At 58.1% G+C, this 23,145-nt stretch carries 20 protein-coding genes; 16 read left to right on the forward strand and 4 right to left on the reverse strand.

Translation table 11 applies throughout. From position 1 onward, the window contains the following. Positions 1-10 precede the first annotated feature (10 nt). The 10 genes from MTP16_RS11980 to MTP16_RS12025 all read left to right on the forward strand — a co-directional run bounded on the left by MTP16_RS11980 (position 11) and on the right by MTP16_RS12025 (position 11,726). A complete protein-coding gene (locus MTP16_RS11980; protein WP_243508761.1) occupies positions 11-1,444 on the forward strand; it encodes a lipopolysaccharide biosynthesis protein in 1,434 nt (477 codons plus the stop codon). 33 nt (positions 1,445-1,477) lie between these two features. Next, complete coding sequence (locus MTP16_RS11985; RefSeq protein WP_243508763.1) at positions 1,478-2,581, forward strand: glycosyltransferase family 10 domain-containing protein; 1,104 nt, start codon at positions 1,478-1,480, stop codon at positions 2,579-2,581. Positions 2,582-2,857: 276 nt separating this feature from the next. Next, entirely contained in the window at positions 2,858-3,970 is a 1,113-nt protein-coding gene (gene gmd / locus MTP16_RS11990; RefSeq protein ID WP_243508765.1) for a GDP-mannose 4,6-dehydratase, read from the forward strand. A 97-nt stretch (positions 3,971-4,067) separates the two neighbouring features. After that, positions 4,068-5,093, forward strand: a complete 1,026-nt coding sequence (locus MTP16_RS11995) for a glycosyltransferase family protein (RefSeq protein WP_243508767.1) — start codon at positions 4,068-4,070, stop codon at positions 5,091-5,093. A gap of 403 nt (positions 5,094-5,496) precedes the next feature. After that, positions 5,497-6,657 (forward strand): DegT/DnrJ/EryC1/StrS family aminotransferase, encoded by a 1,161-nt coding sequence (locus MTP16_RS12000; protein WP_243508769.1) that lies wholly within the window; start codon positions 5,497-5,499, stop codon positions 6,655-6,657. Continuing rightward, a complete protein-coding gene (locus tag MTP16_RS12005; protein ID WP_243508771.1) occupies positions 6,651-7,598 on the forward strand; it encodes an NAD-dependent epimerase/dehydratase family protein in 948 nt (315 codons plus the stop codon). The genes MTP16_RS12000 and MTP16_RS12005 overlap by 7 nt, the downstream gene beginning before the upstream one ends. Before the next feature lie 6 nt (positions 7,599-7,604). After that, complete coding sequence (locus MTP16_RS12010; protein WP_243508774.1) at positions 7,605-8,183, forward strand: acyltransferase; 579 nt, start codon at positions 7,605-7,607, stop codon at positions 8,181-8,183. An 18-nt stretch (positions 8,184-8,201) separates the two neighbouring features. Beyond that, a complete protein-coding gene (locus tag MTP16_RS12015) occupies positions 8,202-9,206 on the forward strand; it encodes a glycosyltransferase family A protein (RefSeq protein ID WP_243508776.1) in 1,005 nt (334 codons plus the stop codon). Positions 9,207-9,376: 170 nt separating this feature from the next. Next, positions 9,377-10,816, forward strand: coding sequence for a lipopolysaccharide biosynthesis protein (locus MTP16_RS12020; RefSeq protein ID WP_243508778.1), 1,440 nt, complete (start codon positions 9,377-9,379; stop codon positions 10,814-10,816). Positions 10,817-10,823: 7 nt separating this feature from the next. Next, entirely contained in the window at positions 10,824-11,726 is a 903-nt protein-coding gene (locus tag MTP16_RS12025; protein WP_243508780.1) for a glycosyltransferase family 2 protein, read from the forward strand. Positions 11,727-11,799: 73 nt separating this feature from the next. Here MTP16_RS12025 and MTP16_RS12030 read toward each other — a convergent pair whose 3' ends face one another. Next, on the reverse strand, positions 11,800-12,789 hold the full coding sequence (locus tag MTP16_RS12030) for a GNAT family N-acetyltransferase (protein WP_243508782.1): 990 nt from the start codon (positions 12,787-12,789) through the stop codon (positions 11,800-11,802). After that, positions 12,786-13,781: a polysaccharide deacetylase family protein gene (locus tag MTP16_RS12035; RefSeq protein WP_243508784.1), complete on the reverse strand. Its 996-nt coding sequence runs from the start codon at positions 13,779-13,781 to the stop codon at positions 12,786-12,788. Before MTP16_RS12035 ends, MTP16_RS12030 begins: the two co-directional genes overlap by 4 nt. Before the next feature lie 308 nt (positions 13,782-14,089). On the opposite strand from MTP16_RS12035, the gene MTP16_RS12040 reads away from it, so the two are divergent. The 5 genes from MTP16_RS12040 to MTP16_RS12060 all read left to right on the forward strand — a co-directional run bounded on the left by MTP16_RS12040 (position 14,090) and on the right by MTP16_RS12060 (position 19,318). Continuing rightward, positions 14,090-15,295 (forward strand): glycosyltransferase, encoded by a 1,206-nt coding sequence (locus MTP16_RS12040; protein ID WP_243508785.1) that lies wholly within the window; start codon positions 14,090-14,092, stop codon positions 15,293-15,295. A gap of 39 nt (positions 15,296-15,334) precedes the next feature. After that, entirely contained in the window at positions 15,335-16,273 is a 939-nt protein-coding gene (locus MTP16_RS12045; protein ID WP_243508787.1) for a glycosyltransferase family 2 protein, read from the forward strand. Continuing rightward, complete coding sequence (locus MTP16_RS12050; protein WP_243508789.1) at positions 16,270-17,001, forward strand: GNAT family N-acetyltransferase; 732 nt, start codon at positions 16,270-16,272, stop codon at positions 16,999-17,001. Before MTP16_RS12045 ends, MTP16_RS12050 begins: the two co-directional genes overlap by 4 nt. 63 nt (positions 17,002-17,064) lie before the next feature. Further along, positions 17,065-18,207, forward strand: coding sequence for a dTDP-4-amino-4,6-dideoxygalactose transaminase (rffA, locus tag MTP16_RS12055; protein WP_243508791.1), 1,143 nt, complete (start codon positions 17,065-17,067; stop codon positions 18,205-18,207). 25 nt (positions 18,208-18,232) lie between these two features. Next, the gene (locus MTP16_RS12060) at positions 18,233-19,318 is read left to right on the forward strand and encodes a glycosyltransferase family 4 protein (RefSeq protein ID WP_243508793.1); all 1,086 of its coding nucleotides are present in this window, start codon (positions 18,233-18,235) and stop codon (positions 19,316-19,318) included. 52 nt (positions 19,319-19,370) lie between these two features. Here the strand turns inward: MTP16_RS12060 and MTP16_RS12065 are convergent, their stop codons facing one another. Together MTP16_RS12065 and MTP16_RS12070 are read right to left on the reverse strand one after the other, a co-directional pair. Beyond that, positions 19,371-20,744 (reverse strand): hypothetical protein, encoded by a 1,374-nt coding sequence (locus MTP16_RS12065; protein ID WP_243508795.1) that lies wholly within the window; start codon positions 20,742-20,744, stop codon positions 19,371-19,373. Between the two features lie 2 nt (positions 20,745-20,746). Beyond that, entirely contained in the window at positions 20,747-22,000 is a 1,254-nt protein-coding gene (locus MTP16_RS12070) for a tetratricopeptide repeat protein (protein WP_243508797.1), read from the reverse strand. Positions 22,001-22,114: 114 nt separating this feature from the next. Here MTP16_RS12070 and MTP16_RS12075 point away from each other — a divergent pair, with 114 nt between their 5' ends. Further along, positions 22,115-23,029 carry a M20/M25/M40 family metallo-hydrolase gene (locus MTP16_RS12075; RefSeq protein WP_243508799.1) on the forward strand — a complete coding sequence of 305 codons (915 nt, stop codon included), beginning with the start codon at positions 22,115-22,117 and terminating at the stop codon, positions 23,027-23,029. Positions 23,030-23,145: the final 116 nt, after the last annotated feature.

The raw sequence follows: 23,145 nt of genomic DNA on the forward strand, positions 1-23,145 counted from the left end.
TCCTAGTACATTGGTTTCTCGTCTCCAGCAGCTTTGGCAGCAAAACCTGCGCGCCCTGCGGCAGCCCGGTTCGTTTACCCGAAACCTGGCCGTCACGTTTTCAGGCTCGGCGGCGGTGACGGTCATTGGCTTTATGCTGACGCCGGTGATGACGCGCATCTACCTACCGGAGGCGTACGGACTATTTGCCCTCTTTGGCTTCGCCGTCAGCAACATTGCGCTGATAGCCACGCTCGTTTATCCAGCGGCATTTGTGTTGCCTCGCGAGCGTCCCGACTTCCTGGCCCTGGTTCAGCTCACGCTGGTATTGGCGCTGGGTACATTGGTGCTAAGCAGCGTGATAGTAGGCATTTGGGCCGATGAGCTGATGGGCTGGCTGCATGCCGAAAAGCTGGGCCGCTGGTTCTACTTTGTGCCGCTGCTGGGCTTCGTCGTTAGCCTCAATGGCATCATGGCCAGTTGGTACCTGCGCACCAAGGAGTTTGGCAAGCGTGTGAAAGTGGACGTGGCTACCAACCTAGCCGGCCGGGGCCTCACCATCGGCTACGGCCTGCTGACAAGCGGCTCGGCTACGGGCCTGTTGCTGGGCGACATTTTTGGCAAGCTGGTCAACTTTGCCGGTTTGCTGCGCGGGGGCATGTACAATTCGCTGGGCGAGTTGTGGCGTACTTTCAATTGGAGCCGCATCAAGGCGCTGGCCTACGAGTACCGGGAGTACCCGTTCTATCAGCTGCCCACGTCTTACATCGGCATCGTGGCCGCACAGGCCCCCATTCTTATTCTGACCACCAAGTTTGATGCCGGCGTGGCCGGGCTACTGGCCTTTTGTGCAGGAGTAATTGCCCTGCCCAGCACCCTGATGGGCAACGCCATTGGGCCGGTATTCCTGCAAAAAGCCAGCGAAACCGACATTGAGCAGCCCGAACGAGTGCCGGGTATGGTCGTAGACCTGTATTACAAGCTGTTCTACGTTGGGTTGCTGCCGTTCACCTTCCTAACCGTGTTCGGCGATGTGCTGTTCCGGTACGTATTCAGCGCCCGCTGGGACGAGGCCGGCATATATGCGGGCTATATGGCTTATGGCTACTTGTTTCAGTTCATGGCCAGCGCCACGGCTCCGGTATTTGCCATCCGGCGTCGGCAGAACATGTACCTGCTCGTCATTGTGGTGGCCTCGGCGGTGCGGGTAGGGGGGCTGGCCCTGGGGGCGCTAACGTTCAGTAACGCCCGGCTGGGCATTCTGCTCATGTCGGTTGGCGGTACTGTGGTTATGTTCTTGTTCGACATGTACTTGCTGCGCTTGGTGCGGGTGGCTGTACTGCCCGTTATTGTGCGCGTGGTGGTACTTTGCGCGGTAGCGCTGGTGCTGTTTTACGGCCTGCGCCTGGGGCTGGAATCCTACTGGCCGCTGTTCAGGCCACGGGTGCCCGGCCTGCTTTTCTAAGCCTTCGCTTCAACCTGCTTTTATTTTTTTACGATGAAGGCCACCTTTTATGTCTCCGACGACGGACCGGACTACCTGAACAACAACGTTTTTACGGCCACCCATTTCAGCAATGGCCTGAAAAACTACCTGTTCATGTTTGCTGACTTGCGCCAGCAGCTAGCGGCCGCCGGCATCGACCTGGCTACGCAGGACATTCATCCGGTCGAGGAGTCGGAATTAGTTATTGCGATTGACCAGGTAGCTTTTTTTCAAACCTACGCGCGACGCCCGGGCCAACGGCTTTATTTGATTATCAACGAGCCCGCGACTTACTTCCCGGAAGTGTGGCGGCGTGAAAACCACACCGTATTCGACCGGGTGTTCACGTACGACTATACTCTGGCAGACGGGCACAAGTACATCCACCATTACTTTGCGCTCGACCTAGCCGATTATCCCCCTTTCGAACCCGTTTCAGCGGCTGAGTTTGAACAACGCAAGTTACTGGTTCTCATGGCCGGTATGTTGGAATTGAACAAGCCCCGGGCGGGGTCACCTTCTCTGCTCTATCCCCGCTACCGCACGCTGGCATGGTTTGGGAGGCACTGGCCCGACCGTTTTGACTTTTTTAGCCGGGGCATTGAAGACAAAATATACCGCAGTTTTCCTGGATTGGGGTTATTACAACGGGTATTGCCCGCCAGCATCGCTGGCCTTATAGCCGATAAGGTGGCCAGTCGGCGCCGTCGCTTTGTGGAAAGCCTGAACCGTGGCCCCGTTCCGGCCAATGCCAAGCTGCGCACCATCAGGCAGTACCGCTTTGCCGTGTGCTATGAAAACAGTCGCTTGCCGGGCTACCTGTCCGAAAAAATATTTGATTGCTTATTTGCCGGTTGCGTTCCCGTTTACTTAGGTGAGCCCGATGTCGGGCGGTTTATTCCGGAAGGGTGTCTGGTAAACCGGGAAGCGTTTAGCAGCGATGCCGAACTGGCCGATTTTCTAGAACGCATGCCGTACGCACAGTACCAGAAATACATGGTGGCCATCGAGCAGTTTTTGCAAAGTCCGGAAATAGAGAAATTTAGTTCAGCCGCTAATGCCCAGATAATTACGTCGGCTATATTGAAAGACGCCGGGATTGAAGGAAACAGCTAGGTGCGCATCAGGAGGTTGGAAGTGGTATCAACTCCGGGTAAATCGAGAGTTATAGTTGTAGGGGCCTCACCGATTCGTCCTAGGAGTTATTGTGCGGAAAATAGCAAGGCCTTTATCGTTTATAGGCATATAGTGTCTTTTACTTGACTTATTCCCGGCTTTGGCTGGATGCTCGTTTGCTTTGCTAGGTGAATACCTGTATTATCTGTACTTTTGCCCTTATTAACGGAGAGAAACCAGCGTCTAATCAGAACACGCAGATTAAATACCACATTTATGAAAGTTGCCCTTATTACGGGAATCACGGGTCAAGATGGCGCGTATCTAGCCGAATTGCTGCTTGAGAAAGGATATCAAGTCCACGGTCTGAAGCGTCGCTCGTCGTTGTTCAACACCGACCGCATTGACCACCTGTACCAAGACCCGCACGAGAAGAATGTACGCTTCAAGCTTCATTATGGCGACTTGAATGATTCAACCAACCTGATTCGCATCATTCAGGAAATTCAGCCCGACGAGATTTATAATCTTGGGGCGATGTCGCACGTGAAAGTGTCGTTCGATACGCCCGAATACACGGCTAATGCCGACGGAATAGGCACCTTGCGCCTGCTCGAAGCCATTCGCATCCTGGGCCTTACCAAGAAGACGCGCATTTACCAGGCCAGCACCTCGGAACTGTATGGCTTGGTGCAGCAGGTGCCCCAGAGTGAGACTACGCCTTTCTACCCGCGCTCGCCCTACGCCGTGGCCAAGATGTATGCCTACTGGATTACGGTGAATTACCGGGAGGCTTACGGTATGTTTGCCTGCAACGGCATTCTCTTCAACCACGAAAGCCCCCTGCGCGGCGAAACCTTTGTGACGCGCAAAATCACCCGCGGGGTGGCTCGCATTGCGCTGGGCCTGCAAAACAAGATTTTTCTGGGCAACATCGACGCGAAGCGTGACTGGGGCCACGCACAAGACTACGTAGAAGCCATGTGGCGCATCCTGCAGCAGGACGAGCCCGAAGATTTTGTTATTGCCACGGGTGTAACCACCACCGTGCGGGACTTTATCAAGATGGCCTTCGCGGAGGTTGGCATTGTGGTAGAGTTTACGGGCGAAGGTGTTGACGAAAAAGGCCATGTTGCCAGCTTCACCAACCCCGACTGCAAATTGGCCGTGGGCGACGTAGTAGTGGAAATTGACCCCCGCTACTTCCGCCCCACGGAAGTGGAACTGTTGATTGGCGACCCCACCAAGGCCAAAACCAAGCTGGGTTGGCAGCCCAAGCACGACTTGGCTTCGCTGGTGAAAGACATGATGCACGCCGACGTGGAACTGTTCCGCCGCGATGCCTACCTGCTCGAAGGTGGCCACAAGGTGTATAACTACCACGAATAACGAGCCAGTTACCCCAAACAACATCAATAGGTAATTGGGGGCGATATGAAAGGGCGGGGCCAGAGGCTCCGCCTTCTTTTTACGTCCCATTTGCCCTTTGCTTCTTTTCCTGATGGACATCATCATCAAGTCGTTCAACCGGCCTTATTACCTCGAACGATGCTTGCGTAGTATCTACCAGTTCATCCAGGGTGACTTTCGCGTCCGGGTGCTCGATGATGGCACCCCGCCAAAGTATCTGGACCGCATCCGGGAATTGTTTCCGCAGGCTGCCATTTTTACTTCAGCACTTTATGAGGCAAAGGTGGCGGCTTTGCAGGCCCACGTGGCCGGTGAGCGCCCGTTTGACCAGCGCACCATCCCCACTGCTCTTTGGCACAAGCACGTAGCCGAGGGGTCAGAGGTGTTTCTGTTGTTGGAGGACGATATTTGGCTCACAGGCCCGATACAGCTTGATGAGATAGCGCGGCACATGATTAGCCAGCACCTGGACTTGGTGAAAATAAGCTGGCTGGGAAATGACCAAGTCATTACCGGAAAAAAGGTGCCGCTGAATGAGCAACTGGAAGAAATCATCCCGCACATTCCGCTGGCTTCCGAGTTGCTGGTGCTGAACCGGTTTGGGGTGCGCTCGACCTTGCAGCGACTGGGCCTGATGCGGCTGGTGCGCCGCGACTTTCAGTTGCAGTTGCCCGTTTACACGCTCTACGGCGTGGCCTCGGCCTTTTTCAGCCGCGCCTATTGGTTGTACTTGTGGGATGACAAGCAGGCCCGTGCAGATGAACTACAGCAGTTGCAAAAGGCTGGCCAATGGTATCAGAACCAGGGCGGGCGCTATGCGAAAAGCCGGGTAGAGCTAACCAAAACGTCCTTCATTACATCGACCACCAACATGTATAAAGGCGTAAACCTGGATATTTTCGCGTTCAACCAGCACCTTAACGATGCTTGGCTCAGCGGAAAATTAGACTCGATGGAAAATTTCCCCAAGGATTTTAGCCAATCGTATCTGGGTGGGTTTTTAACAGCTGCTAACGACCCCCGCACCACCGTGGAAGAATGGGCAAAATGGATTGACCGGTTTAAAGCCCAGTACATCGGCTTCGGCTGCGAAGTGGAATAGCCCGTGAGTCTGGTAATTATGCCTGGTGCCTTGCCCAGCCTCATTTAGTGTTACTGCTCCGTAGAAAGAACCCGTCTTGCCATGCGTCAGTTTAGTACTGAATTCGATGGCATAGTAAAGAGCTTGTGCAATGGCAAGCACTGTGTCGGTATTGGAAGCACGGGTAGTAAGAACCAAAAGCTGAAGCGGTGAAACTATACGCGAGTGGCTTTCGATTCACTATCAACCCGAAGAAAATGCTGAACGCAGCGCACGCGTGCTTACGGCATAGCATGCGCTAACAGAATGCTGAGGCTTGTCGGGATGAACTTGGGATATAGACAACCATCGCTCTAAAGCGTGTTTGCATCATTATGAGGACGAGGGGTTTATCGGACTCACTTACTGTAAATTAACGTAGGCTATGGCTAAGATTGATGCTGTGTTGCCTGCCTCAAATGCCGCTACGTTGCTGACCGACAAAGCCATTTCAATGTTTGCCACATTTGTGCACCCCACTGCCTCGCAGCGGGTGGGAGCAGTGCTGGCCAGTGGCTTTCTGAGTGAAGGCAAGTTGGTGAAAGATTTTGAAGCACAGTTGGCGGCTGAGTTGGGAATGGTGCATCCGACTGCGCTCAATTCGGGCACCAGCGCCTTACATCTGGCCCTAGAGGTGGCGGGGGTGGGCACGGGCGATGAAGTTATTATGGCGCCCCAAACCTTTGTGGCGTCGGCCACCACGGTGATACAGGCCGGGGCGCGGCCCGTCTTTGCCGATATTGAATACAACACCGGCAACCTCGACCCGGCCGATGTGGAGCACCGCATTACGCCCCGCACCAAAGCCATTATGGCCGTACACTGGGCGGGGTACCCCTGCGACATGGCCGCCATTCAGGCCATCGCCGACCGCCACAGGCTGGTGGTTATTGAAGATGCGGCGCACGCCCTGGGCGCCTCCTATCAGGGTCGGGCCATTGGCTCGTTGTCGGATTACACTTGTTTTTCCTTTCAGGCCATTAAGCATCTGACCACGGGCGACGGCGGCGCTCTTTGCGCCCGCGACCCGGAAAAGGCCCGAGCGGTCCGTCGCCGACGCTGGTTTGGCATCGACCGGGAGGCCACTGCGGTGTCGGAAGAAGGGGAGCGGGATTACGACTTGGTCGAAGCCGGATACAAGTACCACCTGTCGGACTATGCAGCGGCCCTGGGGCTGGCCAACCTGGAAGGCTTGGGCCAGCGCTTGGCCACGCGGCGTGTTTGGGCCCAGCGGTACCGCGCGGAACTGCAGCAGGTTCCCGGCCTCACGCACTTCGAGCCCCGGGCCGACCGGGAAAGTGCGCACTGGTTGTTTGGCTTTCATGTTGAAAACCGGCTCGGTTTTGTGCGGGCGCTAAAAGCACGGGGCATTGCCGCGTCGGTCGTGCACCGCGGCATCGACCGCAATACGCTTTTCGGCGGCCTGCGGTCCGACCTGTACCAGCAGCGCCGGTTCGATGAAACCCAAATCCACATCCCCATGCACGATGCCCTGACGGATGAGCAGGTTGGCTATGTTATTGATGCAATCAGACAGGGATGGTAGTTGCTGATATAAAAGCCGTCGTGCTCGGGGCCACCGGGTTTGTAGGGCAAAGCGTGACGCAAGTGCTGCGTCGGCAGGGCGTCGCGTACGTTGGTGCCTCGCGCGCCTTGGGGGTGGATTTGCGCGACCCCGCTGCTACGGCCGCTTTATTGCGTCGCGAGCAGCCCACACACATCGTTAACTGCGCGGCCAACGTGGGCAGCCTCAACTACGTAACCGAGCAGGCCGGCACGGTTATTGCCGATAACGTGCGCATGGCCCTGAGCCTGTACGAGGCCGTGGCCCGTGAGTGCCCGCAGGCGATAGTTATCAACCCCATTGCCAACTGCGCCTACCCCGCCGAGGCCGACGTTTTTCGCGAAGAAGACTGGCTGGAAGGGCCGGTTCATCGCTCAGTGCTGAGCTACGGGGCCAGCCGCCGCCTGCTCTGGAATACGGCCGAGTGCTTTGCTATGCAACACGGCGTGAAGAGCATTCATTTGCTCACGCCCAACATGTACGGCCCCTACGACTCGACCGACCCCAACAAGACCCACGCGCTGAACGCGTTGGTGGCCAAGTTTGTGAAAGCCCGGCTGGCTTGCCAGCCGCAACTCGTCGTTTGGGGCACCGGCGCACCCATTCGCGAGTGGCTCTACGCCCCCGATTTTGGCCGGCTGGTGTGGGAGGTGATGCAACACCCGGACCGACCGGGCCTGGAACAGCCCACCAACCTGGCGCAAAACAGTGGCCTGAGCGTGCGGGAACTGGTAACTCTTATGCAGCGCACGTTCAACTACCAGGGACAGATAATCTGGGATGCTGCCAAGCCCGACGGCGCCTTAAAAAAAGTGATGAACAATGCGAGGTTCCGGTGCATCTTTCCAGCGTTTCAGTTCACGCCCATCGACGACGGCATTGCGGCCACGGCCCGGTATTACGAGTCCATTTACCCTTATTAACTTGTAATGAGTTCGGTTGCACCCCTGCATTCGCCCCGCTACGACACTGCCCGGCTGCAGGCCTGTGGCGACGATGTATTCATCAGCGCCAACGTCGAAATCCGGCGGCCGCAGCTGGTGCGGGTGGGCAGCCACGTGGCCATCGACTCGGGCTTGTACCTGACCACGGCCGCTACCATCGGCGATTACACCCACCTGGGGCCCTACCTGACTGTGATTGGGGGGGCGCAGAGCACGTTGCTGGTCGAAGATTTCGTGACCATCGCGGCGGGCAGCCGGCTCATCTGCGGGTCCGACCGTTTTGGAGGCGAGGGGCTGACGAGCGTGACGGTACCTGAGGCGTTTCGCGATGCTGTTGAATTAGGCACGATTCGGTGTGCGCGTTTTGCCGGCATCGGCACCAATGCCGTGGTGCTGCCCAATGTAACCATTGGCGAGGGCAGCGTCATCGGCGCGTGCGCGCTTGTGACGGCAGACACCGAGCCATGGACTATTTATGTAGGAGTGCCAGCGCGGCCGGTTAAGGCACGGCCCCGCGCCAAAATGCAGGAATACGCCCGCCGGCTGGGTTACCTGATAGAGTAACTGCCGCGCTTAAAGGCCATGTCCGATATCTCCCTTTCTTACGTGCTGACGACGTACAACAAGCTTCCCTACCTGCGGCAGGTACTGGAGCGGCTGGTGTTGGCCCGGCAAACCGACGAGGAGATTGTGGTGGCCGACGGCGGTAGCCAGGACGGCACCTGCGAATATCTGCAGGGCTTGTTCGACGCGGGCCTGATTCAACAGTATGCTTCGGAGCGCGATAAAGGCGAAGCTCACGGCTTCAACAAAGCCATGTTGCGCGCCCGCGGTGAACTGCTGAAGCTCATCACCGACGACGATGCTTTCTGCTACCCCGCCATTCAGGAAGCCAAGGCCTTCATGCTGAACCGTCCCGAATTGGACGTGCTCACCGGCCACGCTGCGCTGATGCATGTGGAAGAGCTTGAAAAAGCCACTTTTTACGACGATGTAGCCGATAACTTTCGCCGCTGGCTGACCGACAGGGAGGTGGTTTGGCTGATTGGGTTGCCGCTGATGATTCGGCGCAGTTCGCTGGCCCTGACGGGCTTGTTTCATACCGGCGTGGTGCAAGTAGACGCCGAGTTCACGTATCGCATCACCAGCCTGGGGGTGAACTTGGCCTGGAGCAGCGCATTGCTGAGCGTGCGGCTTGAAAATCCGCAAAGCAACCTCCGGCGCATGAACCAAGGCCCCGGGGGGGATGCCAGCCGTCGGGAAGGCGACCGGATGCGCTTTTACTACGACCCGCGCATTGGCAACGGCCTGTGGGATTATTTTTTCCATAAGTCGGGATGGGTAGACCAGGTGAAGAAGCCCCTGCGTCCGGCTTGGCGGGCCTTGCTCACCGCCCTGAAACGCCCGGTATACCACGGCAACTCCTCCCAACCCACGGGCTATGTGCCCGGTGCCGGGCCGCTGGACCCCTCCACCCGCTTGGCTACCGCCTTTGCCGTCGCCCACCAGCTGATGACCGATTATAACGCGGCGCGGCCCACCCAATTTTTGTTCCGCCAAAACAGCCTCACCAAAACCCTGGGCTGACCCCTGGGCAGCAGCGCATGCCGCGTTGCGCACCTCGCCGGCCCACGGCGACCGGATAAGGCAATACATTTGGCGGCACTGTTGCCGTCCTGGCTTCGCTGCTCACGGGGCGGGGCCACGATTGTTGCTACTGGCAGCGCCGGACGGTACTTTTGTTGAAACTAACCAACTTGAAGCAACGCATTTTCCGGTTCGCGCAGCAGTACCTGCAGCCTTTACGGCAAAACGGCTCCTTCGCCCGGAACTTCGTCCTGACCTTGTCGGGGTCGGCTGCCGTAACGATGCTGGGTTTTTTGCTGACGCCGGTGATGGTGCGCCTCTACGCTCCGGCGGCTTATGGTCAGTTTGCGGTGTTTACTTCGGTGGTGAGCACGCTAAGCACCGTCACCATGCTAAGCTACCCGGCGGCGTTGCTGCTGCCCGAGTCGCCCGGACAGTTCCGGGCCTTGGTGCAGCTGGCCGTGGTGCTTGCCTGCGGGGGCGCGCTGCTGGTGTTGCTGAGCGTGGCGCTGGGCGGTTCGTGGCTGTTGCGGCAGTTGCCGCCGGCCGCCGGCACGGGCGGGCTGTTGTACGCCCTGCCGCTGTTGCTGCTGTTGGCCAATCTGAACATCATCCTAGGGGGGTGGTATGTGCGTACCAAGCGGTTTGGGTCGCGCAGTTCCATCGAGGTAGCGGCGGCGCTGGGGGGGCGGAGCGTCACCATTGGCTGGGGCTGGTGGGGGGGGGGCTCGGTAGGCGGCCTGTTGCTGGGCGAAGTCACCAATCGGTTGGCCGCTACAGTAAGCATGACGCTGGGGCCGTTGCGACGAGAGTTTAAGACTCTATGGGAGGCTTTTTCCTGGAGGCAGCTGCGGAGTGTGGCGCGCGAATACGCAGAATTTCCGCTCTACGTGCTGCCTTCCAACCTGATTAGCCTGCTATCGGCGCAATTGCCGGTGTACCTGCTCGGCCTGGGATTCGGCGCCACCTCCGTCGGGCTGTACGCATTCTCGGCGGGACTGCTGGAAATCCCCGTCAACTTGCTGGGCGGGGCCGTGCTGCCGGTATTTTGGCAGAAAGCCAGCGAAATGCAGCGGCAGGACCCCGGGCGGCTACCGGCCCTAACCCTGCGCCTCTACTACCAATTATTGTACCTGGGGGTGCTGCCGTTCGGCATCATCACCGTTTTTGGAGATGTAATCTTTAAATTTGCCTTTGGAGTACGCTGGGAATTAGCGGGTGTTTACACCGGTTACCTGGGCTACTACTACGTATTCAAACTCATGTCGCAGGCGACTTCGCCCATCTACAACGTCATCGGCAAGCAGCGCTATTTGCTCCTGTCGAACGTATGCCTGCTTCTGGCACGGGCGGTGGCCTTGGGACTAGGGCTGTGGCGACACAACTTAAACCTGGCGTTGCTGCTCTTTGGAGTTGGCAGCCTGACTGCCACCTTCCTCACCGACCTGCACATCTTGTCGTTGTTGAAACTACCGGTAGGGCGCATCGCAGGGCACAGCCTGCTGTTACTGGCCACCGCCTTGGCTGTGTTGGTGGCCAGTCGTTGGGGGCTGGAGCAGTTGTTTCCTGCTTTAGTCGGCCACAGTACTCTCCGTTTTCTCTGTTTCTAATTTTACTATGGTGCCCTTCTTTTCCATCATTATTCCTACCTACAACCGAGCGGCCCTCATTGGCCGCACCATCGACTCTGTATTGGCGCAGAGTTTTACAAACTTTGAAATATTGGTGGTAGACGACGGCAGCCGCGACAATACCGCCGAAGTAATGGCTCGGTACACCGATTCCCGGTTTCATTACCTGCCCAAAATCAACGGCGAACGCGGGGCCGCCCGCAACTATGGCTTGGCCCACGCCACGGGCGATTTCTGCCTGTTTCTGGACTCAGACGATTTCTTTTACCCAAACCATCTGGCAACCATTCACGCTGCCATTCAAGCAGAAGCTACCTTGCCCAACTTTGTGGCGACCAAATATGATGTGGAGCGTGATAATCACCGGCGCCCCTGCGACATTGCGGCGCTGCCGGGGGGGTATTACGGGCTGGATTTTTTCTTGAATGGCAACGGCTTGGCGTGTAACATTTGCGTCCGCCGCAACAATCCCGGCCTCCATCGCTTCGAAGAGGACCGCCGCTACGCCTCAGTAGAGGACTGGATGTTTATGCTGCAAAATATGCAGCACGACCGCCTGCTGCTGATTGATGCCGTGACGCTGACCATGGACGACCACGACGCCCGCTCGATGCGGGTCGACAACCAAGCCTTGGTTCAACGCTTGGAATTAGCCGCAGGCTGGATAACGCAGCACGTCCAGTTATCGAATGCGCAGCGGCGACGGCTACTTGGGCGGCTCTACCACTTATGTGCAATCCATATGCACGTTGATGGACATTGGAGAAAGGCTTTGGGGTACGCGCAACGAGCCGTTGGAGGACTGCCGGCCCGTAGTGCGACCACCCTGCTGATGCGCACGCTGCTGCCGCCAAAGGTTGTGCGCCTGCTCAAACGACGGCTTAATTAGTTGCGCTTCAGCAAGCAGTAATACATCATTGCCTGCCGATAATAAGCTTCTACGCCTCGGCCTCAGGATAAAATTACAGGGCGTCGTTGTCGTAGGCATTGATGGCCCAGGCATTGGCATTGCCAATGTCGTCCATGGTGGCCGTGTCGGCATACAAAATAAAGGGGATGGTTTCGCGCAAAGGACCTTTCGAAAAAGTGTTGCGAACGAACCAGTTGCGAGTCAAGCTTTGAGAAAAACGCTGCCCGGGCTGGCACAGGCTCACGATGCCGCGCAGCGAGCCATCGGCCCGCAACAACGCTTTGAGGGCGCCAAACAGCGCCCGCTCGGCCTGCCTCGATTCGGCAAAGCCATCAAACAGGAAGACCTTCTGGTCCTCTACATAATACACCACGTAGCCAGTGAATTTGCCGCTTGCATCGGCGTAGGCCAATGTCTGGTAAGCGTGGCGGGGGTTGGCGAGCCGCCACGAAAATTGAGCCACTTCCTTTAGCGCATGCACCGCCGTGCCCCGGTTGCTCTTGAGCAGCAAGTCGGCAAGCTGCGCATGGTCGTGCACCGGAACTACCTTGTTAGCGTTTGCAAATAGCTGAGGCAGGTCTAACAAGCGCATTTGGCGCGGGTAGAAATAGTAGGCAATATCAAAAATGTGCCGCCAGCCAAACTTGATGAAGCCGGGTGTGGACTGTCCTCCTCCAAAACCGTACACAAAAAGCTGCCCGTGCGCGCGCAGGTAGTTATAGCAATGCACGGCCAGCAACTGAAATAACCCGCGTCGGCGGTGCCGCGAGTGCGTCATCGTATCGCAGGACTGGTAGATGACCTGGCGCTTCCCTTGCACACTGAACAGCTCAGGAATCACTCCGTAGTAGGCCCCAATTTCGCCCGTAGAATCGGCCACCGCCACAAAGCCAATGAAGTTGCCTGCCGGATTTTGAGTATACTTCCAGTGGAAATACGACACGTTGGTGTCGATACCGAAACAGTCTTGCATGAGCGGCAGCAACACATCGAAGTTTTCAGGCGCTACCTGCTGGATGGTGTAGGTTTCAGTCGTACTCATTTGTGAGACAAGGATTGGGGTAGGTTTTTTTTCATGGCCAGCACTTCCAGCCGCAATTGGGCCAGCGACGGAAGTTCATCCACAATATTGATGCGGTGCAGGCATGGCGGTGCGGTTGCGGATGCCAGCGGCAACGCATTGCCACGGTCGCCTACTTCCAACACACACGTGTAGCCCGCTTCGCGGATGCTGGCCTGCAGGTGGGGGCTGTTCTGCCCATTTGGCAAACCCAACACGTCAATGGGTTGCTGAAGGCGCTCAGCCAGAACCCGGCGCGAATCGACCAACTCCTGATGCAGTTGCGCCGGGTCGTGAATAGTGGAAACGACGTCGTGGTAATAGGTGTGGCTGCCCACTTCAATGTTGTGGTTGGCCAAGGAGCGGGCATCGGCCCAAGTCATCATGCGCGGTGCGGGCGGGCGCCCTACAAGCGTTTCCAGCTCGGTCAAAACTTCCTCACGCATCAACCTAGGACGTTGGAGCAGGGCTTTGAATACCGCCAAGTAAAACGGCATCCACTGGTTGTTGTAACGCTGTAAGTCATACCGCGCTTCACCAATCGTCAACTGCAGGTGCACTTGCTGTTGGCGGGCCTGATTGAAGGCGGCGTTCAGCCGCTGCGTCCAGATGGTGTAGTCCCCATTCAGGCAGGCCACTACCAGGTTATGGTTGGCCGGTAAATTATGCCGCACCAAGACAGGAAGTGCAAATTCCATAAAGTCTTGGTAACCATCGTCAAAGCTTAGTACCAACTGGGGCCGTTGGGGAGCCGCCAGTAAATTCAGGTCGCGAAGGTTGACTACCTCGTAATGACGCTTTACGTAGAGGCACAGAGCCTCAAAACGGTCGGGGTGAAGCGGCTGCCAGAAGTAGTCTTCTTCGGCTGAAACGCGGTGTAATGACAAAATCGTAAGCGACTGAGGCCCCCGTAAATGTCGTAACACCGCTGGCACGCCAGCCATTGAGAGAAAAGTTGCAAGCGCTTTAATCATGGACCGCTAGCAGCCTGAAAAAAGAGGCCCCTGCAACAGCAAATGTACACGGCTGATGTGGATTCGGCCCAATACTCACTGATTGACCAGCGGGCCACATAGCCTTCTGGCTTTGAAGTGCAGCAGTTGGCGGCTGAAGTTATTGCCGAGGCCGAAAAGAGGCGCGTGATGAAGACGCGGTTTGCGACGCGGAAAGGCAATACAGTGACGACAATGCCGAAGCGTTGAGCATCGACGACAAAGGGCAAGCGTTTCCACGGGTTTATCTTTGCAAGACTGCCGTTTTCTTACACAATACTATCGCTGTGATGCGCATTCTTTTTCTGGGTTATTGGGGCTTGAACGATGGCCTGACCGCCAGCACCGTTTTCCCGCACCTGCAGATTTTACAAGCGCGCCCCGATGTAGCCGCCATTCGGCTGGTGACCATTGAGCGCGGGGCGGAAGCACAGGCCGACCTGCGGTTTGCCCCGGGCTTTGAAACCGATAAAATCAGTTTTGAGCCGTTGCGGTCCAAGCCTTCCGGCAACATTATTCTAAATAAGATTGAAGATTTCACGCGCTTCCCGAACGAACTGGTGAAGCAGGTGGCGGAATTTCGGCCGGACTTCATCTTGGCGCGGGGCGCCCCGGCGGGTGCGCTGGCGTACTTGGTGTGGAAGAAAATCAAGCTGCCTTTTTACGTCGAGTCCTTCGAGCCGCACGCCGACTACATGCTGGAGTCTGGCGTATGGCGGCGCTACGACCCGCGCTACCTGTTTCAAAAGCACTGGGAGCGGCGGCAAAAACAGCTGGCATTGGGCCTGATGCCGGTGGCCGAAAACTACCGGCAGCAACTGGTGCAGGAAGGGGTGCCGGCCGGCCGCGTCGTGACGGTGCCCTGTTCGGTGAATGCCCGTGATTTCGCCTTTAGCGCCGAAGCACGGGCGCGGGTAAGGCAGCGCCTGAATTGGGCTGCCGAGGCCGTGGTAGGGGTCTACGTGGGCAAGTTCGGCGGCATTTATTACGACGCGGAGGCCTTCGGGGTGTTTCGGGCCGCAGCCGACCATTTCGGACCGGGTTTCCGCCTGCTCGTTCTCACGCCCGACCCCGTGGCCGAAGTGCAGCGCAAGGCGGCGGCGGCCGGAATAGCGGCCGGTGCGGTGTTCGTCATCAAGGCGCCGCATCACGAAGTGCCGGACTACCTGGCGGCGGCCGATTTTGCCTTCGCCACCATCAAGCCAGCGCCATGCCGCCGGTTTTGTTCGGCCATTAAAATTGGCGAGTACTGGGCCAGCGGCCTGCCGGTGTTGGTGCCGCCTGGTGTGGGCGACGATTCGGCCATCGCCGAGGCCGAAGGCGGCGGAGCCGTGTTCGACCTGGGTTTGCCCGCCAGCTTGCCCGCGGCATTGGGCCGCATCGGCGCGGTGCTGGTGCGGCCTGGTTATCGTGCGGCCATCCATGAACTGGCCGTGCGGCATCGGAGTGTAGACCGGGCGCGAATTGCTTACGCGGACTTGCTGCCAGTAGTGTAACTTTGCAGCCATTCAACGCCCGAATTAACCGCTCCTTTCTTGCCGGATTCTCTCCCTGTCTTTTCCATCGTAAGCCCCGTATACAAGGCCGAAAACCTGATTGCGGAGCTGGTGCGCCGTATTCAGAACAGCATGGTCGCGCTCACCGACAACTACGAAATTATTCTGGTCGACGACCGGGGACCGGATAACTCCTGGGACCGCATTGCCGAGCAAGCCGCGCTGGACCCACGAGTCCGCGGCGTGCGCCTCTCGCGCAACTTTGGGCAACACAAAGCCATCACAGCTGGGTTGGAGCAAGCCCGGGGCGAATGGGTGGTGGTGATGGACTGCGATTTGCAGGACCAACCTGAGGAGATTCCGGTCTTATACCGCTACGCCATAGCAGAGAAGTACGACCTTGTCTTTGCCCGGCGCGTGGAGCGTCAGGATTCGTGGCTGAAGCGGGCGGGGTCGCGGGCATTCTACCAAATGCTGGCTTACCTAACCGACACCAAGCAGGACCCCGCCATTGCCAACTTCGGTATCTATCACCGCAAAGTGATAAATGCGGTGCTGTCCATGCGCGAGAGCATTCGTTACTTTCCCACCATGCTACGCTGGGTAGGTTTCCGAGCTGGCGCGGTGGCGGTGGCCCACGCCGAACGCCAAGAAGGCAGTAGCAGTTACAACCTGCGCCGCCTGATTAATCTGGCCTTAGATATCATCCTTGCTTATTCAGACAAGCCGCTGCGTCTGACCGTTAAGTTGGGGCTTCTGGTATCAGCTTCGGCGTTTCTGATGGTCCTCGTTACGTGCTTCCGCTTTTTGATGGGAGAAATTCTGGTGCTAGGTTATACCAGCCTCATTATTTCGGTGTGGTTTTTTTCGGGTTTGATACTTTCCGTGCTTGGCATGGTCGGCTTGTATTTGGGCAAAACCTTTGAACAAGTAAAAAACCGCCCCATCTACTTAGTAGATGTTGATACCGCTCAATGAGTTCGCACGCCAACATCTGCCAGCCCCTGGCCTGGGATAGCGACTATTTGGGCTTTGAAGTTGCCCGGCTCGAACTGAGTAGCATCGCCCCCGAGGAATTGGCCCAATGCGTGGCGCAAGCCCGCGGCAAGGGCCTGCGCCTGCTCTACTTGATTGCAGCACCTGATGATGCCGTTAGCAACGCAAGTGCCCGACGTGCCGGCGCATGGCTGGCCGACCGCAAGGTGACTTTTGCCATGCCCGTGGCACCCGCCGAGCAGGCCGCTCCCATTAGCCCGGCCATTCGCCCGACCACAACCTGGATGCCGCAACTCGAAAGCTTGGCTTTGCAAAGTGGGGAGTATTCGCGCTTCCGACTCGATAGCAACTTTGCGCCCACGGTCTTCACCGGTCTTTATAAGCGTTGGCTGCAAAACTCCTTGAGCCACCAGATTGCGCGCGAGGTATTGGCGTTTGATGCCGAAGGCAATGCACAAGCTCAGGGCCTGCTTACGCTGGGCCTGAAAAACGGCCGCGCCGATATTGGCCTGCTGGCCGTGGATGCGCAGGCTCGCGGGCAGCGCATTGGACAACAGCTGGTAGCGGCTGCCCGGCAACGCACCGCCGCGTGGGGTTTGGCCGAGCTGCAAGTCGTCACGCAGCTCGACAATGAGCCGGCTTGTGGCTTCTACCGGCGCTGCGGCTTTAGCGAGTGGCAGGTCGAGCACATCTACCATCTCTGGCTGTAAGCAGGCGGTACCCGCCGCGCTTGCGTACCTTTGCCCCCGCGTTTCGACCGCCTACAACTTCTCATGACTATTTCCACGGCTATTCCGTTCAATAAGCCTTACCTCTCGGGCAAGGAAACTACCTACATCGAAGAAGCGGTTCGCTCCGGCAAAATCTCGGGCGATGGCCTGTTCACCAAGCGATGCCACAAGTTTTTTGAGGAGCGGTTCGGCTTTCGCAAAGTGCTGCTGACCACCAGCTGCACCGATGCGCTGGAAATGGCCGCCATCCTGCTCGACCTGCAGCCTGGCGACGAAGTCATCGTGCCGTCTTACACGTTTGTCTCGACGCCTAACGCCTTCGTGCTGCGCGGTGCCAAAATCGTGTTTGCCGACAGCACGGCCCTGAACCCCAACATCGACGCCGCTTCCATCGAAGCCCTTGTGACGCCGCGCACCCGGGCCATCGTGCCGGTGCACTACGCCGGCATTGCCTGCGACATGGACGCCATTCAGGCGGTGGCCACCCGCCATGGGCTGGCTGTGGTCGAAGATGCCGCGCAGGCCATCGACTCGTATTACAACGGCAAGCCATTGGGCAGCCTCGGCGAGCTGGCGGCTTTCTCCTTCCACGAAACCAAGAACATTATCTCGGGCGAAGGCGGCATGTTGGCCATCAACGACCCGCGTTTCGCGCAACGCGCAGAAATTATCCGCGAGAAGGGCACCAACCGGTCCTCATTCTTCCGGGGCGAAGTGGATAAGTACGGCTGGGTAGACATGGGCTCGTCCTTCCTGCCGTCCGACATTATTGCGGCCTTCCTGTACGCGCAGCTTGAAAACCTCGACCAGATTCAGGACCAGCGCAAAGCCCTGTGGCAGGTGTACTACACGGCCCTGAGTAGCCTGAGCAAGTACGGCGTGGGCGTGCCCAACCTGCCGGACTACGCCACCAACAACGGCCACATGTTCTACCTCACTTGCACGAGCCTGGACGAGCGCACCGCCCTGATTGAGCACCTGCGCGAACAGCAGATTCTGCCGGTGTTCCACTACCTGTCGTTGCACAAGAGCCCCTTTTACGTCGACAAGCACGACGGTCGCGAACTGCCCTGGGCCGACTTCTACACCGACTGCCTGGTGCGACTGCCGCTCTACTACGAGCTGACGCCTGCTTTGCAGCAACGCGTTATAGGCGCTATACTGAATTTTTACCACAGCCGCTAGGCTGCCCGTTGCGGGCGGTCCGGCGGTGCAACACGCTACCGTGCGCATCCTTTTCCTTGTTCCTTACCCGCCCGGCCGGGCCCCTTCGCAGCGGTTTCGCTTCGAGCAGTACCTGGACATTCTGACCGCCGCCGGTCACCAGTACCAGCTAGCGCCCTTCATCTCGGTTGCTACCTGGAACATTCTTTACAAGCCCGGCCAAGCGGCAGCCAAGGCCTGGGGCATTCTGAGCGGCTTTGCACGCCGCATTGGGCTGTTGTTCCAGTTGCCGGCCTACGACTTTGTGTTCATTCACCGCGAGGCCGCGCCTTTGGGGCCGCCGGTGCTGGAATGGATAATTAGCAGGCTGCTGCGAAAGAAGGTCATCTACGATTTTGACGACGCCATTTGGCTGGCCAATACCTCGGAGGTGAACAAAGTAGCGGCGGGCCTGAAGTGGCACCACAAAACGGCCAGCATCTGCGGCTGGGCCCGGCGCAACAGCTGCGGCAACAACTACCTGGCCGCCTACGCCCGGCAGTTTAATCCCGACGTCGTGGTGAATCCCACCACCATCGACACCGTGCATCTGCACAACCAGGTGCGCGACCAAAGCGTCCCCGGTCGCCTCGTCATTGGCTGGACGGGCACGCACTCCACCCTCAAGTACCTAGACCAAGTAGTTCCGGTGCTGGCCAAGCTGGAGGCCGAAGGACTGGACTTTGAGTTTCGCGTCATATCCAATCAGCCACCCCAGTTTCCGCTGCGCTCGTTGGTCTTTTTGCCCTGGCGCAAAGAAACCGAAATTGCCGACCTCCTGGGCTTCCACGTGGGGCTGATGCCGCTGGAAGACGACCCCTGGGCCAAAGGCAAATGCGCGTTTAAAGCGTTGCAGTACATGGCTTTGGGCGTGCCGGCCCTGGTGTCGCCGGTAGGCATGAACACCGAAGTGGTGCAGCATGGCCACAATGGCTTTGTGTGCGCGACGGCCGCCGAATGGGAAGCCAGCCTGCGGGCCCTTCTCGCCGACGCCGGCCTGCGCCAGCGCCTCGGGCAGGCCGCCCGTGCTACCATCGAAGCACGCTACTCTGTGACATCCAATACCGCCAACTTTTTGGGCCTCTTCCGATAGCCGGTAAGAGAATGGAAGTGACCCTTCGCGACTGTCGCCAGCTGTTTAATAGCTAGCCCACTAGTTGAGGCCGGGGCCGCGCGGCGGCCCGACCCGCTGGGGTAGCCGCGCCGGATGCCCGTGCCGTTGCCATGTTCTGGAGAATGTATAGCCCACTGAGGTAGAAGGGAATCATCGGAATTTTGTAACGCACCAGCGTACCGAAGTTGGCGCTGGTAATGCCTACTGAAGCGGCAAACACCAGTGAGAACATGAAGCAGAGGAGCAGAATCGGGTTTTTGCCGATGACGCCTAACGTGCGGAACACCCCCGTGCGCCAAAAAATACGCAAGGTGAAAAACAGGAAGAATCCCGCTTCCAGTGCCGACAGCAGCATAACCGGGTTGTGCGCTTCCCAGATGAAGGGCCGGTAGAGGGACGTGGCAATGGCCTGCGGGGCCAGCTTCACCATGCTGCCAATGCTGCCGTCGAGCTCGCCCAGATGGTAACCCGAGCCTTCTTGCTTCACACTTTGTTGGTAGAGGTAATCAGCCGTAATCTTGCTGCGTTCCCCAATTTTGTCCACGTCGTACTTAGCATCGCCCTTTGTGAGGTTAGTAGCCGCGAAAACAGCAACAACGACACCCAGACCCAGGAACAGTGGACGAGCTACCAAACGCAGCCCCTTGCTTTTGATGCGGTCGTTGGTTTCGTTGAATATCCAAAGCAGGGCCGCCGGCAGGAAGCACAGCAAAATGTATACTTTGATGGATAGCAACGCATAGACGGCGATTGTACCAATGAGCAGGCATTTAATCAGCGCCTGCCGCTGAATGATGCCCCGGTACATGGCGTAAAAGAGCCAGCCCAAGGCCCCAAGGCAGAGCGAGTCTTTGAGCAGGCCTGACCCCCAGAAAAACATGGAAGGCACATAAAACATTGCCCAACCCAACTGTTTGTAAACGTGCGGCCTGATTTTAGCAAAGGCAATGAACATAGCCCAGATGCCACTAAAGCTGATGACGGCAAAAAAGAGCGAAATCACCGTGTAGCTGTTGAAGCACAGCAAGCCTAAAAAGGCAGCAATGCGGCATACTAGGTATTCCGTGGAACCCGGCTCGTGCCAAAACATTTTGGCTACATACGGCGCCGTCGCGGGCGAATTATCGCCGCCGTTGTCGAGAATCAGCTGAAAGCCGGTCGAGAAGGATTTGGCAAAGGCCTCATGGATGATGGTGGAATGCCAGTAGTAGTTAAAGGTGTCGCCTCCCTTGTAGTAAAACTGATAAATCAGTCCCAAGCTGATAGCACCCACGAACTTAAGGGTAAGCGCCGGAATGAAGAACGGCTTGGTGAACTGGTTGGTCACCGACGGGCGAATGGCATACGCCAGCCCATAAAGAATGGCCAGGTAAAGGGGGGCGAGGAAAAGGTCACTGAGTTCCATGCTTAGGCTTTTCCGTTCTTTTTAAGCCAGGTTTTGGCCTCTTTGTATTGCTCCGATTTGTGGTCGGCCTTGTCGGCCACCACGGCGTAGTAGCGCTTCGCGGCGGGCACGTCTTTGTCCTTCACGGCCAGCCGGGCCAGGTTCACGTTGGCAAACAAATAAAAACCGCCGGAAGTGTCGCCGGTGCTCTCCGCAAACACAATGCACCGCTGGTAGTAGTCCTTGGCCTTGGCCATGTCGCGGTAGCGGTTCTGCATCAGGTAGCCCAGGAAATAGCTGGCGTAGCGCCCGCTGATGCCCTCGTAGCCCGGCATGCCCTTGTTAATCTTATCAAGAATTTCGCGGCTCACCCGCTCGCAGTCGGCAAACTCGCCCTGGTCGTAAGCCAGCAGCGCATAGAAACGCTGGAAATAGCCGTTGTCGGGGTAGGTGGTGGCCAGGTAGCGGGCCACTGGAATAGCCTCTTCGGCGTTGTTTTCCTCATTCTTGAGGATGCGCATGAGGAATACCCGCGCCTCGGTACCGGTGTAGAAGCCGTTGGCCGCCACGCTACGCAGCTGCTGCAGCCCCAGCTTTTTATCGCCCTTCGGGAAGAAGAGCAGCACCGGCTTCAGCAACGGGTAGTTGTCGGGAATCCAGACGGCGTAGTAGTTGAACAGTGCCTGGCCAAACTGAAACTCCGGGCTCAAACCATTAGCCTCCTGGCTCTTCTTTAGATAGTTGAGCGCGCGCCGGGCGCCCACGGTAGCTTTGCGCCAGTCGTGGCGCTCGGCGTGCAGGCGGGCATCGAAGCCGTAGGCCGCCGAAAGGAAGAAGCTGGCTTCGTAGTTATTGTTGTCGGCGTCGAAGAGCTTCTGGGCCTTGGTGGCCGCCGTGTCCATGTAGGCGAAAAAGGCCTTGTCGTACTGCTGCGTCTGGAAGTTGGTGGGCATGATTTTCCACCATGTGCTCAAACCCAGCAGAAAGTAGGGCATGGGGTGGTTGGGGTAGCGCCGCCGCAGCGAGCGAAACTGCTTCTCGGCCCGGTCGTACTTGAAATTGTAGATGTTGCGCACGGCGCCGTCCAGTTCTAGCTGAATGTCCTTGTCAAGAAGCAGCCAGCCTTTGGTGTCTACGGCCGAGGGCAGCACGCCCACGGTGTCGAGTTCCACCGTTTTTATCGGCGGAGGGGTGCGAATTGTATCGGACTTCTGGGCCCTGGCCAGGTGTGGCAGCAGGAGCAGGCCCCAACAGATACAAAACAGCGAACGCAGCATAGATAGAAAGTCGAAGGCGGGCCTGAAGCAGGGCTCGGGCAGAAGTTGGCCAAAGCTAAGCGGTCTGCTAAAGTACGGACTTTGGCCTAGCTTTGGTCGAAATCCTCTTCTCTTATGCAACTGCTGCACTCGCTTTGCCGCATCGCGGCCCCGGCCGGCCACGAAGCCCCCCTGTCCCGTTTTGTACTCGACTACGTGCGCCAGCACCAAAGCGGCTGGCGTCACCAGCCCCAAATCATCGCCGACGACCGGTTTCAGGACTGCATCCTGCTGGTGTTTGGGCAGCCGCGCACGGCCGTGTTTGCCCACCTCGACAGCATTGGCTTCACCGTGCGCTACGGCCGGCAGCTGGTGCGCATTGGCGGGCCCCAGGCCGAAGCTGGCTACCGCTTGGTGGGGCACGATTCGCAAGGAGAGATAGACTGCACGCTGACCATAGACGACGAAACCGGCGAACTGGGCTACGCGTTCCACCGCGACATCGACCGTGGCACGGAGCTCACCTTCTACTGCGACTTCCGCGAAACCGAAACCACCGTGCAAAGCTGCTACCTCGACAACCGCCTCGGGGTATGGAACGCCCTGCGCCTGTGCGAGACGCTGGAGCACGGCATCGTGGCCTTCTCGTGCTGGGAGGAGCACGGCGGCGGCTCGGTGGCCTATCTGGCCAAGTACATCAATGAGACTTATGGCGTGCGCCAGGCCCTCATTTCGGACATAACCTGGGTGACCGAGGGCGTACATGCTGGCCAAGGCTGCGCCATTTCGCTGCGCGATTCGCTCATCCCGCGCCGCAGCTACGTCGACCGCATCCGGGCCATTGCCGCGGCATCAGGTATTCCGCACCAGCTCGAAGTGGAAGGCAGCGGCGGCTCCGATGCCAAGGAACTGCAGCACGCCGCCGCGCCCTGGGACTGGTGCTTTGTGGGCGCCCCCGAAGACCACGTGCATTCGCCCGACGAGCTGGTGGACAAGCGCGACATCGAGAGTATGCTGGCGCTGTACCAAGTGCTGATGCGCGAGCTGTAAGCCAGCGGGGCCTGCGTGGGGCCGACGGCAGGTTAAACTGCCTGTCGCTCTGCGAAAAGGAATGGAAAGGAGACGGAAAAAGCCGAATAAGCGGTGGCCAAATGCCGGAAACTTGG

This window comes from Hymenobacter monticola (assembly GCF_022811645.1).
GTDB classification, from domain to species: Bacteria; Bacteroidota; Bacteroidia; order Cytophagales; family Hymenobacteraceae; genus Hymenobacter; species Hymenobacter monticola.